16 protein-coding genes are annotated in these 15972 nt (G+C 71.4%); 9 read left to right on the top strand and 7 right to left on the bottom strand.

Going from position 1 to position 15972, the window contains the following annotated elements:
• The first annotated feature begins 86 nt into the window (after positions 1–86).
• Together CHC08_RS36900 and CHC08_RS36895 are read left to right on the top strand one after the other, a co-directional pair.
• Positions 87–995 carry a 1-phosphofructokinase family hexose kinase gene (locus tag CHC08_RS36900; RefSeq protein WP_089212022.1) on the top strand — a complete coding sequence of 303 codons (909 nt, stop codon included), beginning with the start codon at positions 87–89 and terminating at the stop codon, positions 993–995.
• 13 nt (positions 996–1008) lie between these two features.
• Positions 1009–1830: a class II fructose-bisphosphate aldolase gene (locus CHC08_RS36895; protein WP_089212021.1), complete on the top strand. Its 822-nt coding sequence runs from the start codon at positions 1009–1011 to the stop codon at positions 1828–1830.
• A 152-nt stretch (positions 1831–1982) separates the two neighbouring features.
• On the opposite strand, the gene CHC08_RS36890 is transcribed toward CHC08_RS36895, so the two are convergent.
• Together CHC08_RS36890 and CHC08_RS51985 are read right to left on the bottom strand one after the other, a co-directional pair.
• Entirely contained in the window at positions 1983–2660 is a 678-nt protein-coding gene (locus CHC08_RS36890; RefSeq protein WP_245878792.1) for a nitroreductase family protein, read from the bottom strand.
• A gap of 8 nt (positions 2661–2668) precedes the next feature.
• Complete coding sequence (locus CHC08_RS51985; RefSeq protein ID WP_245878791.1) at positions 2669–2905, bottom strand: nitroreductase family protein; 237 nt, start codon at positions 2903–2905, stop codon at positions 2669–2671.
• A gap of 324 nt (positions 2906–3229) precedes the next feature.
• Between CHC08_RS51985 and CHC08_RS36885 the strand changes: the two genes are divergently transcribed.
• Both CHC08_RS36885 and CHC08_RS36880 read left to right on the top strand, forming a co-directional pair.
• On the top strand, positions 3230–3922 hold the full coding sequence (locus tag CHC08_RS36885) for a pyridoxamine 5'-phosphate oxidase family protein (protein WP_089212020.1): 693 nt from the start codon (positions 3230–3232) through the stop codon (positions 3920–3922).
• A 112-nt stretch (positions 3923–4034) separates the two neighbouring features.
• Positions 4035–4676, top strand: coding sequence for a response regulator (locus CHC08_RS36880; RefSeq protein WP_089212019.1), 642 nt, complete (start codon positions 4035–4037; stop codon positions 4674–4676).
• 121 nt (positions 4677–4797) lie between these two features.
• Here CHC08_RS36880 and CHC08_RS36875 read toward each other — a convergent pair whose 3' ends face one another.
• A complete protein-coding gene (locus CHC08_RS36875; RefSeq protein WP_089212018.1) occupies positions 4798–6510 on the bottom strand; it encodes a sensor histidine kinase in 1713 nt (570 codons plus the stop codon).
• 279 nt (positions 6511–6789) lie between these two features.
• Here CHC08_RS36875 and sulP point away from each other — a divergent pair, with 279 nt between their 5' ends.
• Positions 6790–8511 (top strand): sulfate permease, encoded by a 1722-nt coding sequence (gene sulP / locus CHC08_RS36870; RefSeq protein ID WP_179282425.1) that lies wholly within the window; start codon positions 6790–6792, stop codon positions 8509–8511.
• Between the two features lie 35 nt (positions 8512–8546).
• Here the strand turns inward: sulP and CHC08_RS36865 are convergent, their stop codons facing one another.
• From CHC08_RS36865 to CHC08_RS36850, 4 genes are read right to left on the bottom strand one after another with little or no spacing between them, the layout of a single operon-like run.
• On the bottom strand, positions 8547–9131 hold the full coding sequence (locus tag CHC08_RS36865; protein WP_218825666.1) for a hypothetical protein: 585 nt from the start codon (positions 9129–9131) through the stop codon (positions 8547–8549).
• Positions 9132–9186: 55 nt separating this feature from the next.
• The gene (locus CHC08_RS36860; RefSeq protein WP_089212016.1) at positions 9187–10368 is read right to left on the bottom strand and encodes a hypothetical protein; all 1182 of its coding nucleotides are present in this window, start codon (positions 10366–10368) and stop codon (positions 9187–9189) included.
• Positions 10369–10399: 31 nt separating this feature from the next.
• Positions 10400–10876 carry a hypothetical protein gene (locus CHC08_RS36855; RefSeq protein ID WP_143653496.1) on the bottom strand — a complete coding sequence of 159 codons (477 nt, stop codon included), beginning with the start codon at positions 10874–10876 and terminating at the stop codon, positions 10400–10402.
• Entirely contained in the window at positions 10873–12588 is a 1716-nt protein-coding gene (locus CHC08_RS36850; RefSeq protein ID WP_218825665.1) for a hypothetical protein, read from the bottom strand. The genes CHC08_RS36855 and CHC08_RS36850 overlap by 4 nt, the downstream gene beginning before the upstream one ends.
• A gap of 168 nt (positions 12589–12756) precedes the next feature.
• Here CHC08_RS36850 and CHC08_RS36845 point away from each other — a divergent pair, with 168 nt between their 5' ends.
• The 4 genes from CHC08_RS36845 to CHC08_RS36825 all read left to right on the top strand — a co-directional run bounded on the left by CHC08_RS36845 (position 12757) and on the right by CHC08_RS36825 (position 15972).
• Positions 12757–13998, top strand: coding sequence for a sensor histidine kinase (locus CHC08_RS36845; RefSeq protein ID WP_218825664.1), 1242 nt, complete (start codon positions 12757–12759; stop codon positions 13996–13998).
• Positions 13995–14708: a response regulator gene (locus CHC08_RS36840; RefSeq protein ID WP_089212013.1), complete on the top strand. Its 714-nt coding sequence runs from the start codon at positions 13995–13997 to the stop codon at positions 14706–14708. The genes CHC08_RS36845 and CHC08_RS36840 overlap by 4 nt, the downstream gene beginning before the upstream one ends.
• 653 nt (positions 14709–15361) lie before the next feature.
• Positions 15362–15775, top strand: coding sequence for an FAD-dependent oxidoreductase (locus CHC08_RS36830; protein WP_089212012.1), 414 nt, complete (start codon positions 15362–15364; stop codon positions 15773–15775).
• On the top strand, positions 15772–15972 hold the full coding sequence (locus CHC08_RS36825) for an FAD-dependent oxidoreductase (protein ID WP_089212011.1): 201 nt from the start codon (positions 15772–15774) through the stop codon (positions 15970–15972). Before CHC08_RS36830 ends, CHC08_RS36825 begins: the two co-directional genes overlap by 4 nt.

The raw sequence follows: 15972 nt of genomic DNA, 5'->3' as shown, positions 1-15972 counted from the left end.
ACCTCCCGCTCCCGGACCGAGGCCGGTCCCGCGACGGAGTGCCGCCGCGGCCCGGTCGGCGTGCCCCCGGCGGCCGGGCGGACGGCGTGATCGTCACCGTCACGCTGAACGCGGCCCTCGACGTCACCTACCGGATCGATCAGGTCCACTGGAACGGCGTCAACCGCGTCCAGGACCTTCATCGCCGCGCGGGAGGCAAGGGCGTCAACGTGGCCCGCGTCCTGGCCGCCCTCGGCCACGACGTCCTGGTCACCGGTCTCGCCGGCGGTCCTACCGGGCGGGCCGTCGAGCTCGACCTCACCGCCTCCGCGCTCCCCCACTCCCTGACGCCCATCGGCGACGACTCCCGCACCACCCTCGCCGTCACCGGGTCTTCGGGCACGGCCCTGTTCAACGAGCTGGGGCCGCGGGTGACGCGGGAGGAGCTGGTGCGGTTCCTCGACGGGTTCGCCGGGGCGCTCACCGGGGCCGCCGCCGTCGTGATCTCCGGCAGCCTGCCGCGCGGGGTTCCGGCCGACTTCTACGCGACGCTGGCCGCCCACGCGGCCGATCGCGGGATACCGGCGCTCGTCGACGCCGACGGCGAGGCCCTCAGACGGGCTTCGGCCGGGCGTCCGGCCATCGTCAAACCGAACCTGGAGGAGCTCGCCCGGGCGTTCCCCGCCGACGCCCTGGGACCCGAGTCGCAGGCCGGGCTGATGCGGAAGGCGGGCGCGGCAGCCGTGGTGGTCTCCCTGGGACACGACGGGCTGCTGGCCGTCACCGCCGAGGGGACCTGGCGGGCGCGCATGCCGTACAGGGTGGCGGGGAACCCGACGGGGGCGGGTGACGCGTTCGTCGCGGGGCTGGCGATGGGGGTGGTGGAGGGGATGCCGTGGCCGGAGAGGCTGAGGCTGGCCGCCGCCCTCGGCGCCGCCGCCGTGGCCATGCCGGTGGCGGGCGAGATCGACCACGGGACGTTCCAGGCCGTCCATCGCCAGATCAACGTGTCCTAGATCGGAGTTCATCATGCCCGTGGCAGGTATCGGCGACATCATCGGCGGCGCCCTCGCCGGGGTCGGCGCGTTCAACGTCATCCAGCTGGAGCACGCGGAGGCGATCGTCGCGGGGGCGGAGGCGGCCGGGGCGCCCGTCGTCCTGCAGATCAGCCAGAACTGCGTGCGCTACCACGGCGCGCTGGCCCCGATCGCCCTGGCCTCGCTCGCCGTGGCCCGCGCGGCGGCGGTGCCGGTGGCCGTCCATCTCGACCACGCCACCGACCGGGAACTGGTCGAGGAGGCGGTGGCGCTCGGCGTCGGCTCGGTGATGTTCGACGCCTCGGCGCTGCCCGACCGGCACAATCTGGCTCTCACGGCCGAGATCTCCGCCTGGTGCCACGAGCGCGGCGTCTGGGTGGAGGCCGAGCTGGGCGAGGTGGGCGGCAAGGACGGGGTGCACGCGCCCGGCGCCCGCACCGATCCGTACGAGGCGGCCGTCTACGTGGCGAGGACGGGCGTGGACGCCCTCGCGGTCGCGGTCGGCACCTCGCACGCCATGACCACCAGGGACGCCGTGCTGGATCTTGTCCTGATCGCCGAGCTGCGTGCCGCCGTACCGGTCCCGCTCGTGCTGCACGGCTCCTCGGGCGTGCCCGACGACACGCTGCGCGAAGCCGTACGGCACGGCATGAAGAAGATCAACATCGCGACCCACCTGAACAAGGTGTTCACCCGCGGGATCCGCGACCACCTGGCCGCGGACGACAAGGTCGTCGACTCCCGCAAATATCTCGGGTGCGGTCGTGAAGCCATCGCCCTCGAGGTCACGCGCCTGCTCAAGGTGCTGGCCTGACCCGTCTCCCACGGCCACGAAGGCACCGTCGTGAAGCCGTCGCCCTCAAGGTCACGCGCCCGCTCAAGGCGCCGGCCCGGCCCGTCTCCCACGGCCACGAAGGCGCCGTCTCGGTGAGGCGCCCCGGTGGCTAGGGCCCGACGCGCGCTTGATCAGAGTTCTTCCAGCATGTCGGTCACCGGCCGCCGGACGCCCTCGGTGTCGTCGAAGGTGATGCCCAGACGCATGATCATCTGAAGGTGTTCCTGCGAGCACAACTCCTGGCGCAGGAACTCCCGCAGGTGAGACAGCTCCAGCGCCTGGGTGTGGAAGGCCGCGCTGAGGCCGTGGGCGGAGGCGTGCAGCAGGACACGCTGCAGTGCCTGACCGGTCGCGATCCAGTCCTGGCGGGAGTCGCCCTTCGTGGTCAGGACCGCCACGACCCCGGTGGAGGTGGAGAAGAACTGGCCGGTGTCATTGCCCCAGGGGTGGCCGTGGGTGTAATCGCGCTGGGCGAAGTGCGGCCGGGTCCGCCGGGGCACGCACGGGTAGCCCTCGGCCGGCACTCCATCCGTGCGGGGGCTTCCCGGCGACCGTGCCCAGCGGATCAGCTCCAGCGACAGCAGCCGGTTCTGGGACTGCACCTCCTGGGCGGCGCAGGTGATCGCGGCGAGCACCCGGACGGCCGGCTCGGAGCGGACCGGCGTCAGATGTGCCCCCTCGGTGCTCGCCTCGGCCACCAGTGCGTCGAGGAGGCGCTCCGGTACGGGAAGGCCGGTGAAGCCCGCCCGGTGGGTGCGGCGGCGTTTGATCTCGGCGTAGAGCAGCCGGGTGTCCTCGTCGGCGGCCACCGATGCGATCAGCCGTACCGTCGCCAGCAGGGCCGGGCGGTCGGGGTCGGGCAGCTGATCAGCGACTCCCGGCCGGTGGCGTCGCCGATCCGCAGCTTTCTGTCGCTGTCGGCACGCAGCGCGATCTCATCACCGTCGACGACAAAGGACCACGGCTGGGTGTTGTGCACCGACGGCGCCCACCCGGCGGTCTCAACCGCCGTACGGACCGCCGAGGTGATCTCCTCGGTTGCACGGACGTTCATGACTGTCCCTCCATCACCGGCACGGGGGTGGAATCTTGCACGCGTGACCGTTCGATCGGGCCGCCATGGCGACCTCCTCGGGTTCTCCTTCCATTCGACCGGTCGCCGGCGTTTTCCGCAGCGGCCAGAAGACCCGCTCATCAGGGACTTCCGGCCCCTGCCCCCAGAGGTTTTCCGCGGTGAAATTGGGTGGAAGGCGAACATCGCGGCGTTTTCCCGGCAGACGGCTGCGGGAAGGTCCGCCCGTGATCCGGATGAGGGCGTACGGCACCCGATGAGGTCTCAAGTCCGTGAACGCCGTTACTTTCTCGTTGGGAGATTTCGATGACCAAGCACATGACGGCCCCCGGTGACCTGGGCCGCCGGGTGGCCCGGCGACGTGAAGCTCTGGACATGAGCCGCGATCAGCTGGCCGGCCGGGCCGGGATCGACCCCGGATATCTCGAGTACCTGGAGGAGACCGCGGCCTCACCGACGGCCGAGACCGTGAGCCGCCTTGCCTCGGCCCTGGAGACCAGCGCCGGGGAACTGCTGGGCGGGACCATGGACCTGCCGCCCGGCCTGGGACGTCCCGCCGCCCACCCCCGGCTGGAGAAGCTGGATGCGGATGAGTGCCTGCGGTTGCTCTCCCCCGGCGGGGTGGGCCGGGTGGCCTTCAACGACCTGGGCGGACCGGCGATCCTGCCGGTCAACTACGTCCTGCGGGACAACTCGGTGATCTTTCGTACCGCGTTCGGCGGTCCGCTCGACGACACCCTGCGCACCGGCGTTCAGGGCGTCGAATTCAAGATTGCCTTTGAGGTCGACCGGATCGACGACGCCAACCGGGAGGGCTGGAGCGTGCTCGTCCGGGGCGGCGCCCACCATGTCTCCACCACCGAGGAACGGGCGGCCGCGCAGACTTCCGACGTCCAGCCGTGGGTGGGCGGCGACCGCGAGCTCTACGTCAAGATCGTCCCTTCCGAGGTCACCGGCCGCCGCATCCTGCACGACCGGCCTCCTGGCGGGCGACCTTGATCAGGACTGCCGAGGAAGACCAGGTCATCGGCCGGACGACGCCCCGGCGAGGGCTGGGTCCGAGGACCTTGGTCCCTACCTGCGGAGTCACGGGAACGTTAGCGTTCAAGACATGATTCGTGTGTTCCTGGTCGATGACCATGAGGTGGTGCGCCGTGGCGTGGCCGCGCTACTGGAGTCCGAGGGCGACATCGAGGTGATCGGCGAGGCGGGGACCGCGGAGTCGGCCATCGCGCGCATCCCGGCGCTCAGGCCGGACGTCGCGGTTCTGGACGTACGCCTGCCCGACGGCAACGGAGTGGACGTGTGCCGGGAGGTCCGCTCCAGGATGCCGGAGCTGGCCTGCCTGATGCTGACCTCCTTCGCCGACGACGACGCCCTGTTCAACGCGGTGATGGCGGGCGCGGCCGGGTACGTGCTCAAGCAGATCCACGGCTCGGACCTGGTCGGCGCGGTACGAACGGTGGCCGGCGGCCAGTCGCTGCTGGACCCGCAGACCACCACGGCCATGCTGGCGCGGCTCCGCGAGCAGGCCGCCCGCAAGGATCCCTTGAGCGCACTGTCGGAGCAGGAACGGCGGATCCTGGAGTTGATCGGCGAGGGCCTGACCAACCGGCAGATCGGCGAACGGATGTATCTCGCCGAGAAAACCGTCAAAAACTACGTGTCCAACCTGCTGTCCAAACTCAGCATGCAGCGCCGCACCCAGGTCGCGGCCCTGGCCGCACGCCTGAAGGGCGACCGCCCGCGGTAAAAGGGAACCTCGTTCCTGTGGCGGCGCTCAGCAGGATCTACCGGCTGCGGCGTGCTCGGATCACCCGTCACGCCGGTGCGGCAACCCTTGCCAGGAGCCTGCCGCGGATTCCGCTGATCACTTACGACCTGTCCTCACCGAGCGGGACGCTCCACACCAGCCGGGTGCCGCCCTCCGGCGGGGAACCGATCTCGAAGGAACCTCCCAGCCGTTCGGCCCGTTCCTGGAGATTGCGCAGTCCGCTGCGCCCGCTGCCGGCGAGCAGCCCGACGCCGTTGTCGGCCACGGTGAGGATGAGCCGCTCTTGACCGGCCTCCACCGAGATCTCGGCCTTGGAGGCCTTGGCGTGACGCACCACGTTGGACAGCGCCTCGCGCAGCACGGCCGGCAGGTGCTCGGCGATCCGCGGCGGCACGTCGCTGTCCAGCCGGCCCTCCATGGTCAGACCCGGCATGAAACCCAGATGGCCGCGTGCCCCCTCCACCAGGGCCACGATCTGCGCGCGCAGGCTCGCCTCGCCGTCCCGGGGGGAAACCTGCAGGGCGAAGATCGTCGAGCGGATCTGCCGGATGGTGCCGTCCAGCTCGTCGATGGAGTTCTGTACCCGCGCGGAGGCCTCCGGCCGCTCGATCAGCCGCACGGTGCTCATCAGCGTCATGGCCACCGCGAACAGCCGCTGGATCACCACGTCGTGCAGATCCTTGGCGATCCGGTCGCGATCTTCCAGCAGGCTCAGCCGCTCGGCGTCCATCCGGCTCTCGGCCAGCTCCAGGGCGATCGCGGCCTGACCGGCGAAAGAGTGCAGGGTGCGAAGGTCCGCCTGGTTGAACGGGATACGGCCCGAGCGCTTGCCCAGCGACAGCACCCCGCGTACGCCCCCCGACGCGCCGATCGGTACGGCGGCCACCGGGCCGAGCGAGACATATTCGGCGATCACGATGGGAATGTCGGTCTCGGCCGGGTCGGTGATCATGAGCGGTTCGCCGCTGGTGAAGGCGCGGCCGGCCAGGGAGTCGGCGATCGACGCCTCGGCATGAGCCACCTGGTCTGAGGCCTCCCCATCGGCGATCAACGCCTGCAGGACCTGCCCGCTGTCATCGGGCAGCAGCACCGCCACGATGTCGGCCCCGACCATCTCCCGCGCCCGCCGCGCTATCAGGGTGAGCACCTGGTGCGGCTCGGCTCCCGACAGCAGGCTGGTGGTGACCTCCGCCGAGGCCTGCAACCACATCTCCCGGCGGCGCGTCTCCTCGTACAGCCGGGCGTTCTCGATGGCGACACCGGCCGCGGTGGCCAGCGCGGTGACGATCGCCTCGTCCTCTTCGTCGAACTCCCCGCCGCCGCGTTTCTCCGTGAGGTAGAGGTTGCCGAACACCTCATCGCGGACCCGGACCGGCACCCCCAGGAACGAGCCCATGGGCGGGTGACCGGGCGGAAAACCATAGGACTCGGGGTGATCGCCGATGTGAGCCAGCCGCAGCGACTGCGGCTGCTTGATCAGCAGGCCCAGCAGTCCGAGCCCGTGCGGCCAGTGCTCGATCTTGGCGATCTCCTCCTCGCTCAGCCCCACCGGGATGAACTGGAGCAGCGTGCTCTGCTCCCCGGCCACGCCCAGGGCGCCGTAGGTGGCGTCGACCAAGGTGATGGCGGTCTCCACGATCCGGCGCAGCATGGTCTCCAGGTCGAGATCGCTGCCTACGGCGACCACCGCGTCCAGCAGTGCGTGCACCCGGTCGCGGGTGGCCAGCACCGCCTCCAGCCGGCCCTGCAACTCCGCCAGCAGCTCGTCCAGCCGCATGTGCGGAATCAGGGTCCGTGACGCGATCTTCGCCATGGTTCCAAGTCTGTCACCCGGACGCGTGAACGCCCACCCTGGTCCGGGGCGGGCGCTCACGCGTCCTGGCTTCGGTTCGCTTCGGGCTCCTCGGGATGTCCGGTTGTCGTTCACTTCAGGATCGGCAGGCGCCTGACCAGCGAGGTACGGCCCCACCAGCCATGATTCGACGGCCCTCTCCTGTCATGATCTATTGACATGGTGCCGCCGCCGATGGGGCAGCTTCCCGGTCGAGACGGGAAACACCTCACGCCTGTACCACGAGGTGGAAGGATGATCATGGCGAAGCCGCGCGCGAACCGCCTCATCTGGCGCCTGCTGCCCGGGGCCGCCGTCCTGGCCCGCTATGAGCGCGGCTGGCTACGCGGTGACCTGCTTGCCGGGATCACGGTGGCGGCTTACCTGGTCCCCCAGGTCATGGCCTACGCCACCGTCGCGGGGCTGCCTCCCGTGGTGGGGCTGTGGGCGATCCTGGCTCCGCTGGCGCTGTACGCGCTGCTCGGGTCGTCCCGGCAGCTGTCGATCGGTCCTGAGTCGACGACCGCGCTGATGACCGCCGTCATCGTGGGGCCGATCGCCGCCGGTGATCCGGCCCGGTACGCGCATCTGGCGGCCGCGCTGGCGGTCCTCGTCGGGCTGCTGTGCCTGATCTGCTGGGTGCTGCGACTCGGATTCGTCGCCGACCTGCTGTCCAAACCGATTCTGGTCGGCTACATGGCCGGGGTGGCCCTGATCATGATCGTGGGGCAGCTGGGCAAGCTCACCGCGGTGCCGGTGAGCGGGGAGAGCTTCCTGTCGCAGCTGACCTCCTTCCTCAGGGGCATGCCCCATGTCCACCTCGCGACGTCGCTGCTGGCCACCGCGATGCTCGCGTTCCTGCTCGTCCTGCAGTGGCGCCTGCCCAGAGCGCCCGCGCCGCTGCTCGCCGTCCTGCTGGCGACCGCCGCCGTGGCCGTGTTCGGATTGGAGCGGTACGGCATCCGGGTCGTGGGCACGGTCCCCTCGGGGCTTCCCGCTCCGTCGCTCCCGGCCACCGGCGATCTCGCGTCCCTGCTGCTGCCCGCCGTCGGCCTGCTGCTGGTGGGCTACACCGACAACATCCTCACCACGCGCGCTTTCGCCGCCCGCCGCGACTACGAGATCGACGCCAATCAGGAACTGCTGGCCCTCGGAGCGGCCAACCTCGGCGCGGGCCTGCTGCGCGGTTTCCCCGTCAGCAGCAGCGGCAGCCGCACCGCCCTCGGTGACGCCGCCGGCAGCCGCACCCAGCTGTTCTCCCTCGTCGCGCTGGCGTCGGTGGTCGTGGTTCTGCTCTTCGCGGGGCCGTTGCTGGCGACCTTCCCCGCCGCGGCTCTCGGCGCCATCGTGGTCTACGCCGCCCTCCGGCTGATCGACGTCGCCGAGTTCCGGCGCCTGGCGGCGTTCCGGCGCAGCGAACTCCTGCTCGCGCTCGGCGCGCTCGCCGGTGTGCTCGTCTTCGACATCCTGTACGGCGTGCTGGCCGCGGTCGCCCTCTCGGTCGCCGAGATGCTGGTCCGGGTGGCCAGACCCCACGACGCGATCCTGGGCCTGGTTCCCGGGCTGGCCGGGATGCACGACGTCGACGACTACCCTCAGGCGCGCACCGTGCCGGGGCTGGTCGTCTACCGCTACGACTCGCCGCTGTTCTTCGCCAACGCCGAGGACTTCCGCCGCCGCGCCCTGGCCGCCGTCGACCAGCACCGGGGCCCCGTCGCCTGGTTCGTCCTGAACACCGAGGCCATCGTCGAGGTCGACATCACCGGCCTGGACGCCGTCGAGGCACTGCGCCGCGAGCTGGAACGCCGGGACGTCGTCTTCGCCCTCGCCCGGGTCAAACAGGACCTCATGGTCTTCCTGGAGACGTCCGGCCTGGCCGCGTCCATCGGCGAGGAGCGCATCTTCCCCACCCTTCCCACCGCCCTCGCCGCCTACGAGCGGTGGCGCACGCCACACCCCCCGCCCCCGGAAACGGCGCCGTGACCGCGCGGCCCTACCTCGGCGGCCCGCCCGAGGTCTCAGACGCCCGCCACCGCGAGGTGGCGAGAAGGCCGGTGACGTCGCCAGGCGACGATCAGGAAGGCGATCAGCCCGAGGACGGGCAGGGCGCACAGAGTCCAGCTCAGCGCCAGTGGAGGGCCGGGCTGGTCGAGGACGGTGAGGTTGCCGAGAGTGCCCGTTCCCTGCCCCTGAGGACCGTTGACGGTGAAGGTGAAGGCCCACTGCCCGGCCGTGGGCAGCGACAGGATGTCCAGGCCCCAGACGGACCGTTTGCGCGGGTGGCGGGAGAGCGGTCTCACTCCGCGCATTCCCGCCTTCGCACCGGGTCTGGTCATGCTGAAGGTGCCGGATTTGCCGGTCAGCCCGCCGTCCGGGGCGAAGGTGAAGTCCAGCGACTGCATGGCCCGCAGCGGCCACGTGGAGAAACCCAGGGTCAGGTGGTACGGGCCGGCCTGCACCTGCTCGGTGTGGACGATCTTGACCGGTGCGTACGCCTGCTCGGGCCGGGCCGGCGTGTACGCCTGTGCCGACGGTGCCGAGAGCAGGGCCGCGGCGCCCAGGACGCACAGGGCGAGGAGCAGGGCGCGGGCGCGGCCCTTCACCGGCCGGCGCGTCGCGCGGGCCGGCCGTGAAAGAGACGTTCGGAGGTGCATCGGGTCAGCGGCCTTCCTGATCGGCGGCGGGGGCGTTGAGGCGCAGCAGGACGGCGAAGCGGGCGGCGAGATAGCCGGCCAAGGCGCCGAACGCCAGCCCGAGGATCGCGTCGGTCAGCACCGTGGTCGCGGACGTGGCGGACCGGCCCATCGGCCCTCCTCCCGCCCCTCCGCGGAGCATCGACGTCTGCACGATCATGGAGAGGCCGACCACCACGCCGCCGGCGGCACCGGTGAGCTGGGGCAGCCGGCGGGCCGACCATCCGCGTCCGCGCCCCAGCCGGAGCAGGGCCTCGATCACCAGCGCCGCGGCGAGCATGAACATCGGCATGCCGGCGGCGAGTTCAGGGGGGACGTCCCTGAGGTTGTCCCGCAGGGGCAGTCCCACGTAGTCCGCGTAGAATTTCGCGGCCCATGGCGAGAACCACCAGAGAAACAGCTGCAGGACGCCGAGGACGGCCGCGACGGACAGGGCCACCCACCGGTGGCGCAGGGTGATCGCGCTCATGAGGACGAGGCAGACGGCGAAGAAGACGGTGCCCGCGAACTTGGGGTCGACGGGCAGGCCCAGCCCGTTGAAGGCTCCGAAGGTGATGGGGGTGAACGTCAGCAGCACGGGGACGGTCAGGACAAGCCCGATCCGCCCCCAGCGCCGTGCGCGGGCGGCGGAGAAGACGATGACGCCGCCGAGCATGGTCAGGCTGATGGAGACGAACAGGGCGATGTGCGGCGGGGAGTTCAGCACGGCGTCGAATCCGTACAGGGAGTGCCACCACAGGTCCAGCAGGCCGTACAGCAGGAACAGCGCGCCGCCGGTTCCGGCGACGAGATACCCCAGGGGCGCGGTGAACGTGCCGCCGAGAACCCGGACCGGACTGCCGCCGACGGTGGGGTCGGCGGGACGTCCGGCCCGCTGGGCGAAGGTGGCGCGCAGCACCATCACTAGGGCGGCGATGCCGGCGACGGCACTGCCGGAGTACAGCACCAGGTGAGGAAGGGTGAAGAAGGTGTCGGGACCGACGTCGACGTGCCACTGCACGTCCCAGCTCGTGCCGATCAGCGACATCAGGGCGCCGGCCAGTACGGCGTACGCGCCGGCCGCGCCGGCCCTCTGGGGCCGCGGTGGCCGGCCGGGCGGGGACGGCCGGCCTGGGCCGGTCGGCGTGGACGCGGGAACGGATTCCATCGGGCATGCCTTTCCGAAGGGTGTGGCGTGTTCAGCGGGGGATGGTGAGCGGGAAGACCAGCCGGTCGTGGCGGCCGTCGCCCTCGACGGTGACCACGAACTCCCAGCGGCCGGGCATCATCAGCGGGAGGCCGGCCACGTGGTAGCGGTTGTCCGCGGCCGGTGCGGTGGTGAAGTCGGGAACCGCGTGGCCCGCGGTGGGCAGTACGGCGGAGACCGTGACGACCGGTGACGACCTGCCGGCTGCCGCGCCGTCGCGCGGCACGAGCCGCACGTTGACCGCGGTGGTGCCGGTGACGGGCGTGGAAACCGTCAGGGTCACCACGTCGTGGGCGGTGCCGCCCGTGAGCGTCGCCGCTCCCCGCGGGGTGTCGCCGGACACCGGTGGTGACGTTCCCCGCCACGGTGCCCACAGGGCACGAACCGACAGCGCGGTGAGCAGGATCGCCGACAGGACCACCGCGGCCACCAGGGACCGCCGACCGGACGGCGACGTGGGCCGGCTCATGAGGTCCTCTCCGAGGCGCCGGTGACGTGGAGCAGGTAGGGGACGGTCAGGATGGTGTTGTCGCGCTCGGCCTGGATCCAGACCCGGTAATGACCAGTGGCGGGGAAGGTGTAGACGAAAGAGATGTCGGGGCCATAGGCGGCGACGGTCTCGTCGGCGGTGCTGTCGCCGTTGACCGAGGTCAGACCGCTCATCGAGTGCAGGTCCGGGGATGAGAACGCAGACGATGCCGACGAGTCCATGTCCAGGGACGAGGACGATGCCGACGAGTGCTCCTCCATCCCCTTCATGTGTGACATGCCCTCCATGCCGCTCATGTCGTGGGTGCCGTCCGGCACCGCGCCCATGGAGTGGGAGTGGGCCCACACCTGGGCGCCCTGCGTCGCCGTTCCCGCCGCCGCCGTGGGTGAGACGGGGCCGACGACGATCAGGTGCCCGAGCATGCCGAGCCAGGGCTGCAGGGTCGCCGTCTCTCCGACGCGGGCGGTGAGCACGGCGGCCCTGCCCGCCACCAGCGACGACGCGGTCAGCCGTACGTCGACGCCGGCCACGGTCCGCGTACCGGTCCCCGCTTGCGGAGGAGCGTCGTCGGACGTGGTCCGCGCGGCGGCGCCGGAGCCGGGCACCGCGTCGACGCCGGTGGCGGAGCGGAGCTGCTGGACGCCGCCACCCCGGCGGGCGAACTCGGCGGAGACCGCGTAATGGCCCTCCTCGGGCAGGGACAACGGGACCTCGAATACGCCGGCGCCGGTCCTGACGGGGTGCAGGTGCCGCAGTTGTCCCGAGGGACCGACGACCAGCAGGTGCAGCAGCGCCCCGTCGTGGACCACGACATCGTCCACGGGCAGACCGGTGGACGCGTCGGACAGGGTCAGCCGCAGTTCGGCCACCTCGCCCGCGCGGTCCGTGGAGGACCGCAGCAGCAGCGTGGCGGGCGGGCGCGAGTAGTCGCCGATCTGCTGACCGGCGTCGGCGTAGGGGTCGCCGACGCCGTCGATGGTGGCGTCGACCTGGCCACCCTGGGACGGCGGCGGCGGCAACCGGGACGACAGCAGCGCGCCGGTGACCGCCACCGTCAGGCAGGCGACCAGCCCGCCGGCCGGCACCAGTGTCCACCAGAAGCGGCGCACGCGTACGGCGACCAGGACGGTGACGAGGACAAGCGCCCCGGCGCCGCCGAAACCCATGTAGACCGCGGTCTCCGCCGGTGAGGTGGTCCGCTTCGGCACGACGAAGGGAATCGTCGCGGTCCTCTGCTCGTCGCCGAGCGACAGCTCCCACGGGCCGGCCCGGGTGACGTCCAGCACGGCGGAGAAGGTCCCCGGCCGGCCGCCCAGTGTGACCACGGCGGTGTCGACGGTCGTGCCCGACGCCGAGGCGGCGGACGCGGACGTGGAGACCCCGGTGGGAGTCACCCCCAGCGTGAGGCGGCCGGCGGCCGTGCCCGCGTGGGTGATCACGTCCACATGCAGAGGTCCGGGCACACCGGTGACCCGGCGCAGGATGACGGTCAGCTCCCGGTCGCCGAGTGTCTGGGCGACGTGCACATCGCCGCCGGCGGTGGAGTCCGCCCCGGCCCCGGGGCCCATGACGAACAGCAGAGCCACGGCGCTCGGCAGGACGGCGAGTACGGCACCGAGCCGGCGTCGGAAGGCGTGAGCCGTACGCGGGGGCCTGTCGCGTCCCGTCGTACGAGCGGCGGTGTCGTTCATCGTGCGGGGAGCCTAGGGAAGGCCGCCTGTCGCTGTCGTCACGGTGGCAGGGGATGCGGGTCCCCCGGCCGGGGGACTCGGCCATGATCCATGACCAGGCATCATGGATGGTCATGGCCGCCCGCTCGGGTGACGCGGCTGCTGGAGCGGAGGACGGAAGGGGTGCCGGTGCCCGGCGGGGAAGGACATGACGGGCGCTGGGCCGGGCCCGTCCGCGGCGCCAGCGGGTCGCTGACCCGCCAGGCGGTCGTGATCGCCGCGGTCACCCTGATGGTGGACTGCCTGTCCTTCTTCTTCAGCATCGGCTCCTTCCCGTATCCGGTGGGATGGCGCTGGGCCATGCTGGCGGCGATCGTCGTGGTGGACGCCGGCCTGGCCGGTGCGCCGCGCTCGTCGGGAGTGGTGGCCGTCGCCCAGGCGGCCGTCGCGGTGGGGGGCACCTGGGTGGCCCTCACCATGTGGGACACTGTGCTGCACCCCGGGCCCCATCCGGTGCCCCAGCCGAACAACGCGGGTCTGCTCATCTCCGCCTACCGGGCGGGTGCCTGGCTGAACCGATGGCCGGCGGTGGCGTCCCTGGTCTGCCTGGCGACGGGGACCGTCGCGAGACAGACCCTCGGCGGGGCGCACATCGAGCCGCGGCGGATCCTGCTCGATGTCCTGGCCAACGCGCTGCTGCCCTGGCTCGTCGGGCGGTACACCACCGCCCGCCGCGCGTACATCGCCGAGTTGGAACAGCGCTCCGAGCGGGAACAGCGAGAGGCGCGGCAGGCCCTGACCGCGGCCATCGCGGAAGAGCGCAGCAGCATCGCCCGCGATCTGCACGATGTGATCTCCCACCACGTGAGCGCCATCGGCATCCACGCGGGGGCGGCCCGATTACGGGCCACGACGGCGCCGGACGCCCAGGACCTGACGGAGTCGCTGACCGTCGTGGAGACCTCCAGCCGGGCGGCCATGCTCGACCTGCGGCGTCTGCTGGACCTCCTGCACGGCAACCAGCCGGGAGAGGACAGCCAGCCCGGTCTGGACAACCTCCCCGAACTCCTCGACGCCGTCCGCGCCGTCGGCCTGCGGGCGCGGGTGACCGTTCACGGCGTCCCGTCCCCGCTGCCGGAGTCCCTGGACATCGCCGTGTACCGGGTCGTGCAGGAAATGCTCACCAACGCCCTGCGGCACGGCGCCGGCGGTGTCGCGGAGGTCGAGCTGCGCTACGGCCCCACCGGCCTCACCGTGACCGCCTCCAACCCGTTCGCCGCGGAAACGGGCGTCCGGCCCGACTCACCGCATCGGGGACTGCAGGGGATCCGCAGCCGTGTCACCATGTTCAAGGGTTCCACCCGTTACGGGCCCACCCCCGACGGCCGAACCTGGATCACCACCGTGACCTTCCCCCTGGACCCTTCATGACCTTGCGCGTCCTGATCGCCGACGACCACGCCATGTTCCGCTCCGGTCTGCGCGCGGTCTTGGACACCCAGCCCGACCTGGCATGCGTGGGAGAGGCGCCGGACGGGCAGATCGCCCTGAGCGAGGTGCTCCGGCTACGTCCCGATGTGGCGATCATGGACATCCGCATGCCCCGGCTCGACGGCCTGCGCGCCACGGAGACGATCCTCGCCGACCCGGCCAACACCACCAGGGTGATCCTGCTGACCACCTATGACGAGGACACGTACGTCCATCGCGCCCTGCGGGCGGGGGCCAGCGGGTTCCTGCTGAAGAGCCTGCCGCCGGAAGAACTGATCGCGGCCGTCCGGGTGGCCGCCCGCGGCGGCGCCCTCATCGATCCCTCGGTGACCCGCCGCCTCAGCGCCCGCCTCGCCGACGGGATCGCCCCGCCTCCCACCCCGGCCGATCTGGACCTCCTCACCGCACGGGAACGCGAGGTACTGCTGCTGCTCGCCAAGGCGTACAGCAACGCCGAGATCGCCGAGCGTCTCGGAATCGGCGACGAGACCGTCAAAACCCACGTCTCGCGCGTCCTCACCAAGTTGGATCTGCGTGACCGGGTCCACGCGGTCTCCTACGCCCACCTCCACGGCCTCGTCGGGCAGGCCGGTCCGGGAAGGACGCCACGGCCGGTCCAACGACCGATCACCGGACGAGGCACGGCCTAAGCAGTCCAAGCGGCCTAAACTGTCCAAGCGGTTTAAGCGGTCCGAGCGGTCCGAACGGTCACGGAAACGACCGGGCGACAGCGGCCGCGGCGTCGACGCGACGCGCGCGGTGGCCTCCACGGGGGTGAGCCCTGTGATCGCGGCGCGGGCCTCGGGCAAGGTCGCCAGCCGGACAATCCCGACAAGTTGGATCGCGTGCATGCGCAGTTGCGGCGTCGCCTCGGTGCCGGCCTCGCGGGCGAGCTCGGCGGTGATCCGGTCCTCGAAATCCGCCCACATCCGGAGCAGACCCGACTGAAGTGCCGCCGACTGGCCGTAGCCGCGGTGGAAGCCTTCCAGGCCCGGATTGCCGTCGCCGCCGTCGAGCGCCGCGGTCAGCACCCCGGCCACCGCCTCCGCCGCGGCGGTTCCGGCAGGACGGTTCGCCAGAGCTTCAAGAAGAGCCTCGATGAGCCCCCTGTCGGCGAAGGCGAGGTCCTCCTTGGACCGGAAGTAGACGAAGAGCGTCTTCACGGACACGTTCGCCGCGTCCGCGATCTCCGCCACCGTCACCGCGTCGAAACCACGCTCTTCGAACAACCGCTCGGCAGCGTCGATCAGCGCCCGGCGGGGCGGCACCCCACCGGCTCTGAATCCGTACGAAAGGAACCACCATGCCCACCGCGCAAGCTCTGGCCCAACTCGAGATCGTCATCCTCGGCGCCGTCCCCGCCGGCCTCGCCACCGCCCGGCTCCTGCACCTGCACGGAGTGCGTGCCCGAGTGCTCGAGAAAGACGCCGACCGCCTCGCCCGCACCCAGGGCGGATCGCTCGACCTCGGCGAAGGCAACGGGCTGCGTACCCTCGCCGCCGCCGGCCTGATGGGCGAGTTCGAGAAAGTCGTCCGCCCGCAGGGGCAGCACACCAACTACTTCGACACCGACGGCGCCCTGCTGCTGTCCACCGACGAGTCCGACGAGGACGAGATACGGCCGGAAATCGACCGGCTGGAACTGCGCTCCCTGCTGCTCGACTCGCTCCCCACGGAACCGTTGAGTGGGGCCGCGAGGTCACCTCCGTCGAGGTGACCGGGAATCGGTGGCGCGTCGGCTTCGAAGGCGGAGACACGATCGAGGCGGACCTGGTGATCGGCGCCGATGGCATCAACTCCAGGACCCGCCCGGCAATCACGGACGAGGTGCCCGCCTACACCGGGGTCACCTTCATCGCAGGCGAGATCTCCCATCCGTCGCCCGGCTCCTACGCCGCCGAGATCGTGGGATAG

This window comes from Streptosporangium subroseum (assembly GCF_900188345.1).
Taxonomy (GTDB): domain Bacteria; phylum Actinomycetota; class Actinomycetes; order Streptosporangiales; family Streptosporangiaceae; genus Streptosporangium; species Streptosporangium subroseum.
The sequence above is the reverse complement of the archived record's forward strand: the minus strand, read 5'-3'. Positions and strand labels throughout refer to the sequence as shown.

Excerpts from the sequence above, each read along its gene's own strand:
- CHC08_RS36895 (WP_089212021.1), top strand. The coding sequence starts at position 1,009 with ATGCCCGTGGCAGGTATCGGCGACATCATCGGCGGCGCCCTCGCCGGG.
- CHC08_RS36855 (WP_143653496.1), bottom strand. The coding sequence starts at position 10,876 with ATGAGCCGGCCCACGTCGCCGTCCGGTCGGCGGTCCCTGGTGGCCGCG.
- CHC08_RS36860 (WP_089212016.1), bottom strand. The coding sequence starts at position 10,368 with ATGGAATCCGTTCCCGCGTCCACGCCGACCGGCCCAGGCCGGCCGTCC.
- CHC08_RS36830 (WP_089212012.1), top strand. The coding sequence starts at position 15,362 with ATGCCCACCGCGCAAGCTCTGGCCCAACTCGAGATCGTCATCCTCGGC.
- CHC08_RS51985 (WP_245878791.1), bottom strand. The coding sequence starts at position 2,905 with ATGAACGTCCGTGCAACCGAGGAGATCACCTCGGCGGTCCGTACGGCG.
- CHC08_RS36840 (WP_089212013.1), top strand. The coding sequence starts at position 13,995 with ATGACCTTGCGCGTCCTGATCGCCGACGACCACGCCATGTTCCGCTCC.
- CHC08_RS36850 (WP_218825665.1), bottom strand. The coding sequence starts at position 12,588 with ATGAACGACACCGCCGCTCGTACGACGGGACGCGACAGGCCCCCGCGT.
- sulP (WP_179282425.1), top strand. The coding sequence starts at position 6,790 with ATGGCGAAGCCGCGCGCGAACCGCCTCATCTGGCGCCTGCTGCCCGGG.
- CHC08_RS36875 (WP_089212018.1), bottom strand. The coding sequence starts at position 6,510 with ATGGCGAAGATCGCGTCACGGACCCTGATTCCGCACATGCGGCTGGAC.
- CHC08_RS36880 (WP_089212019.1), top strand. The coding sequence starts at position 4,035 with ATGATTCGTGTGTTCCTGGTCGATGACCATGAGGTGGTGCGCCGTGGC.
- CHC08_RS36885 (WP_089212020.1), top strand. The coding sequence starts at position 3,230 with ATGACCAAGCACATGACGGCCCCCGGTGACCTGGGCCGCCGGGTGGCC.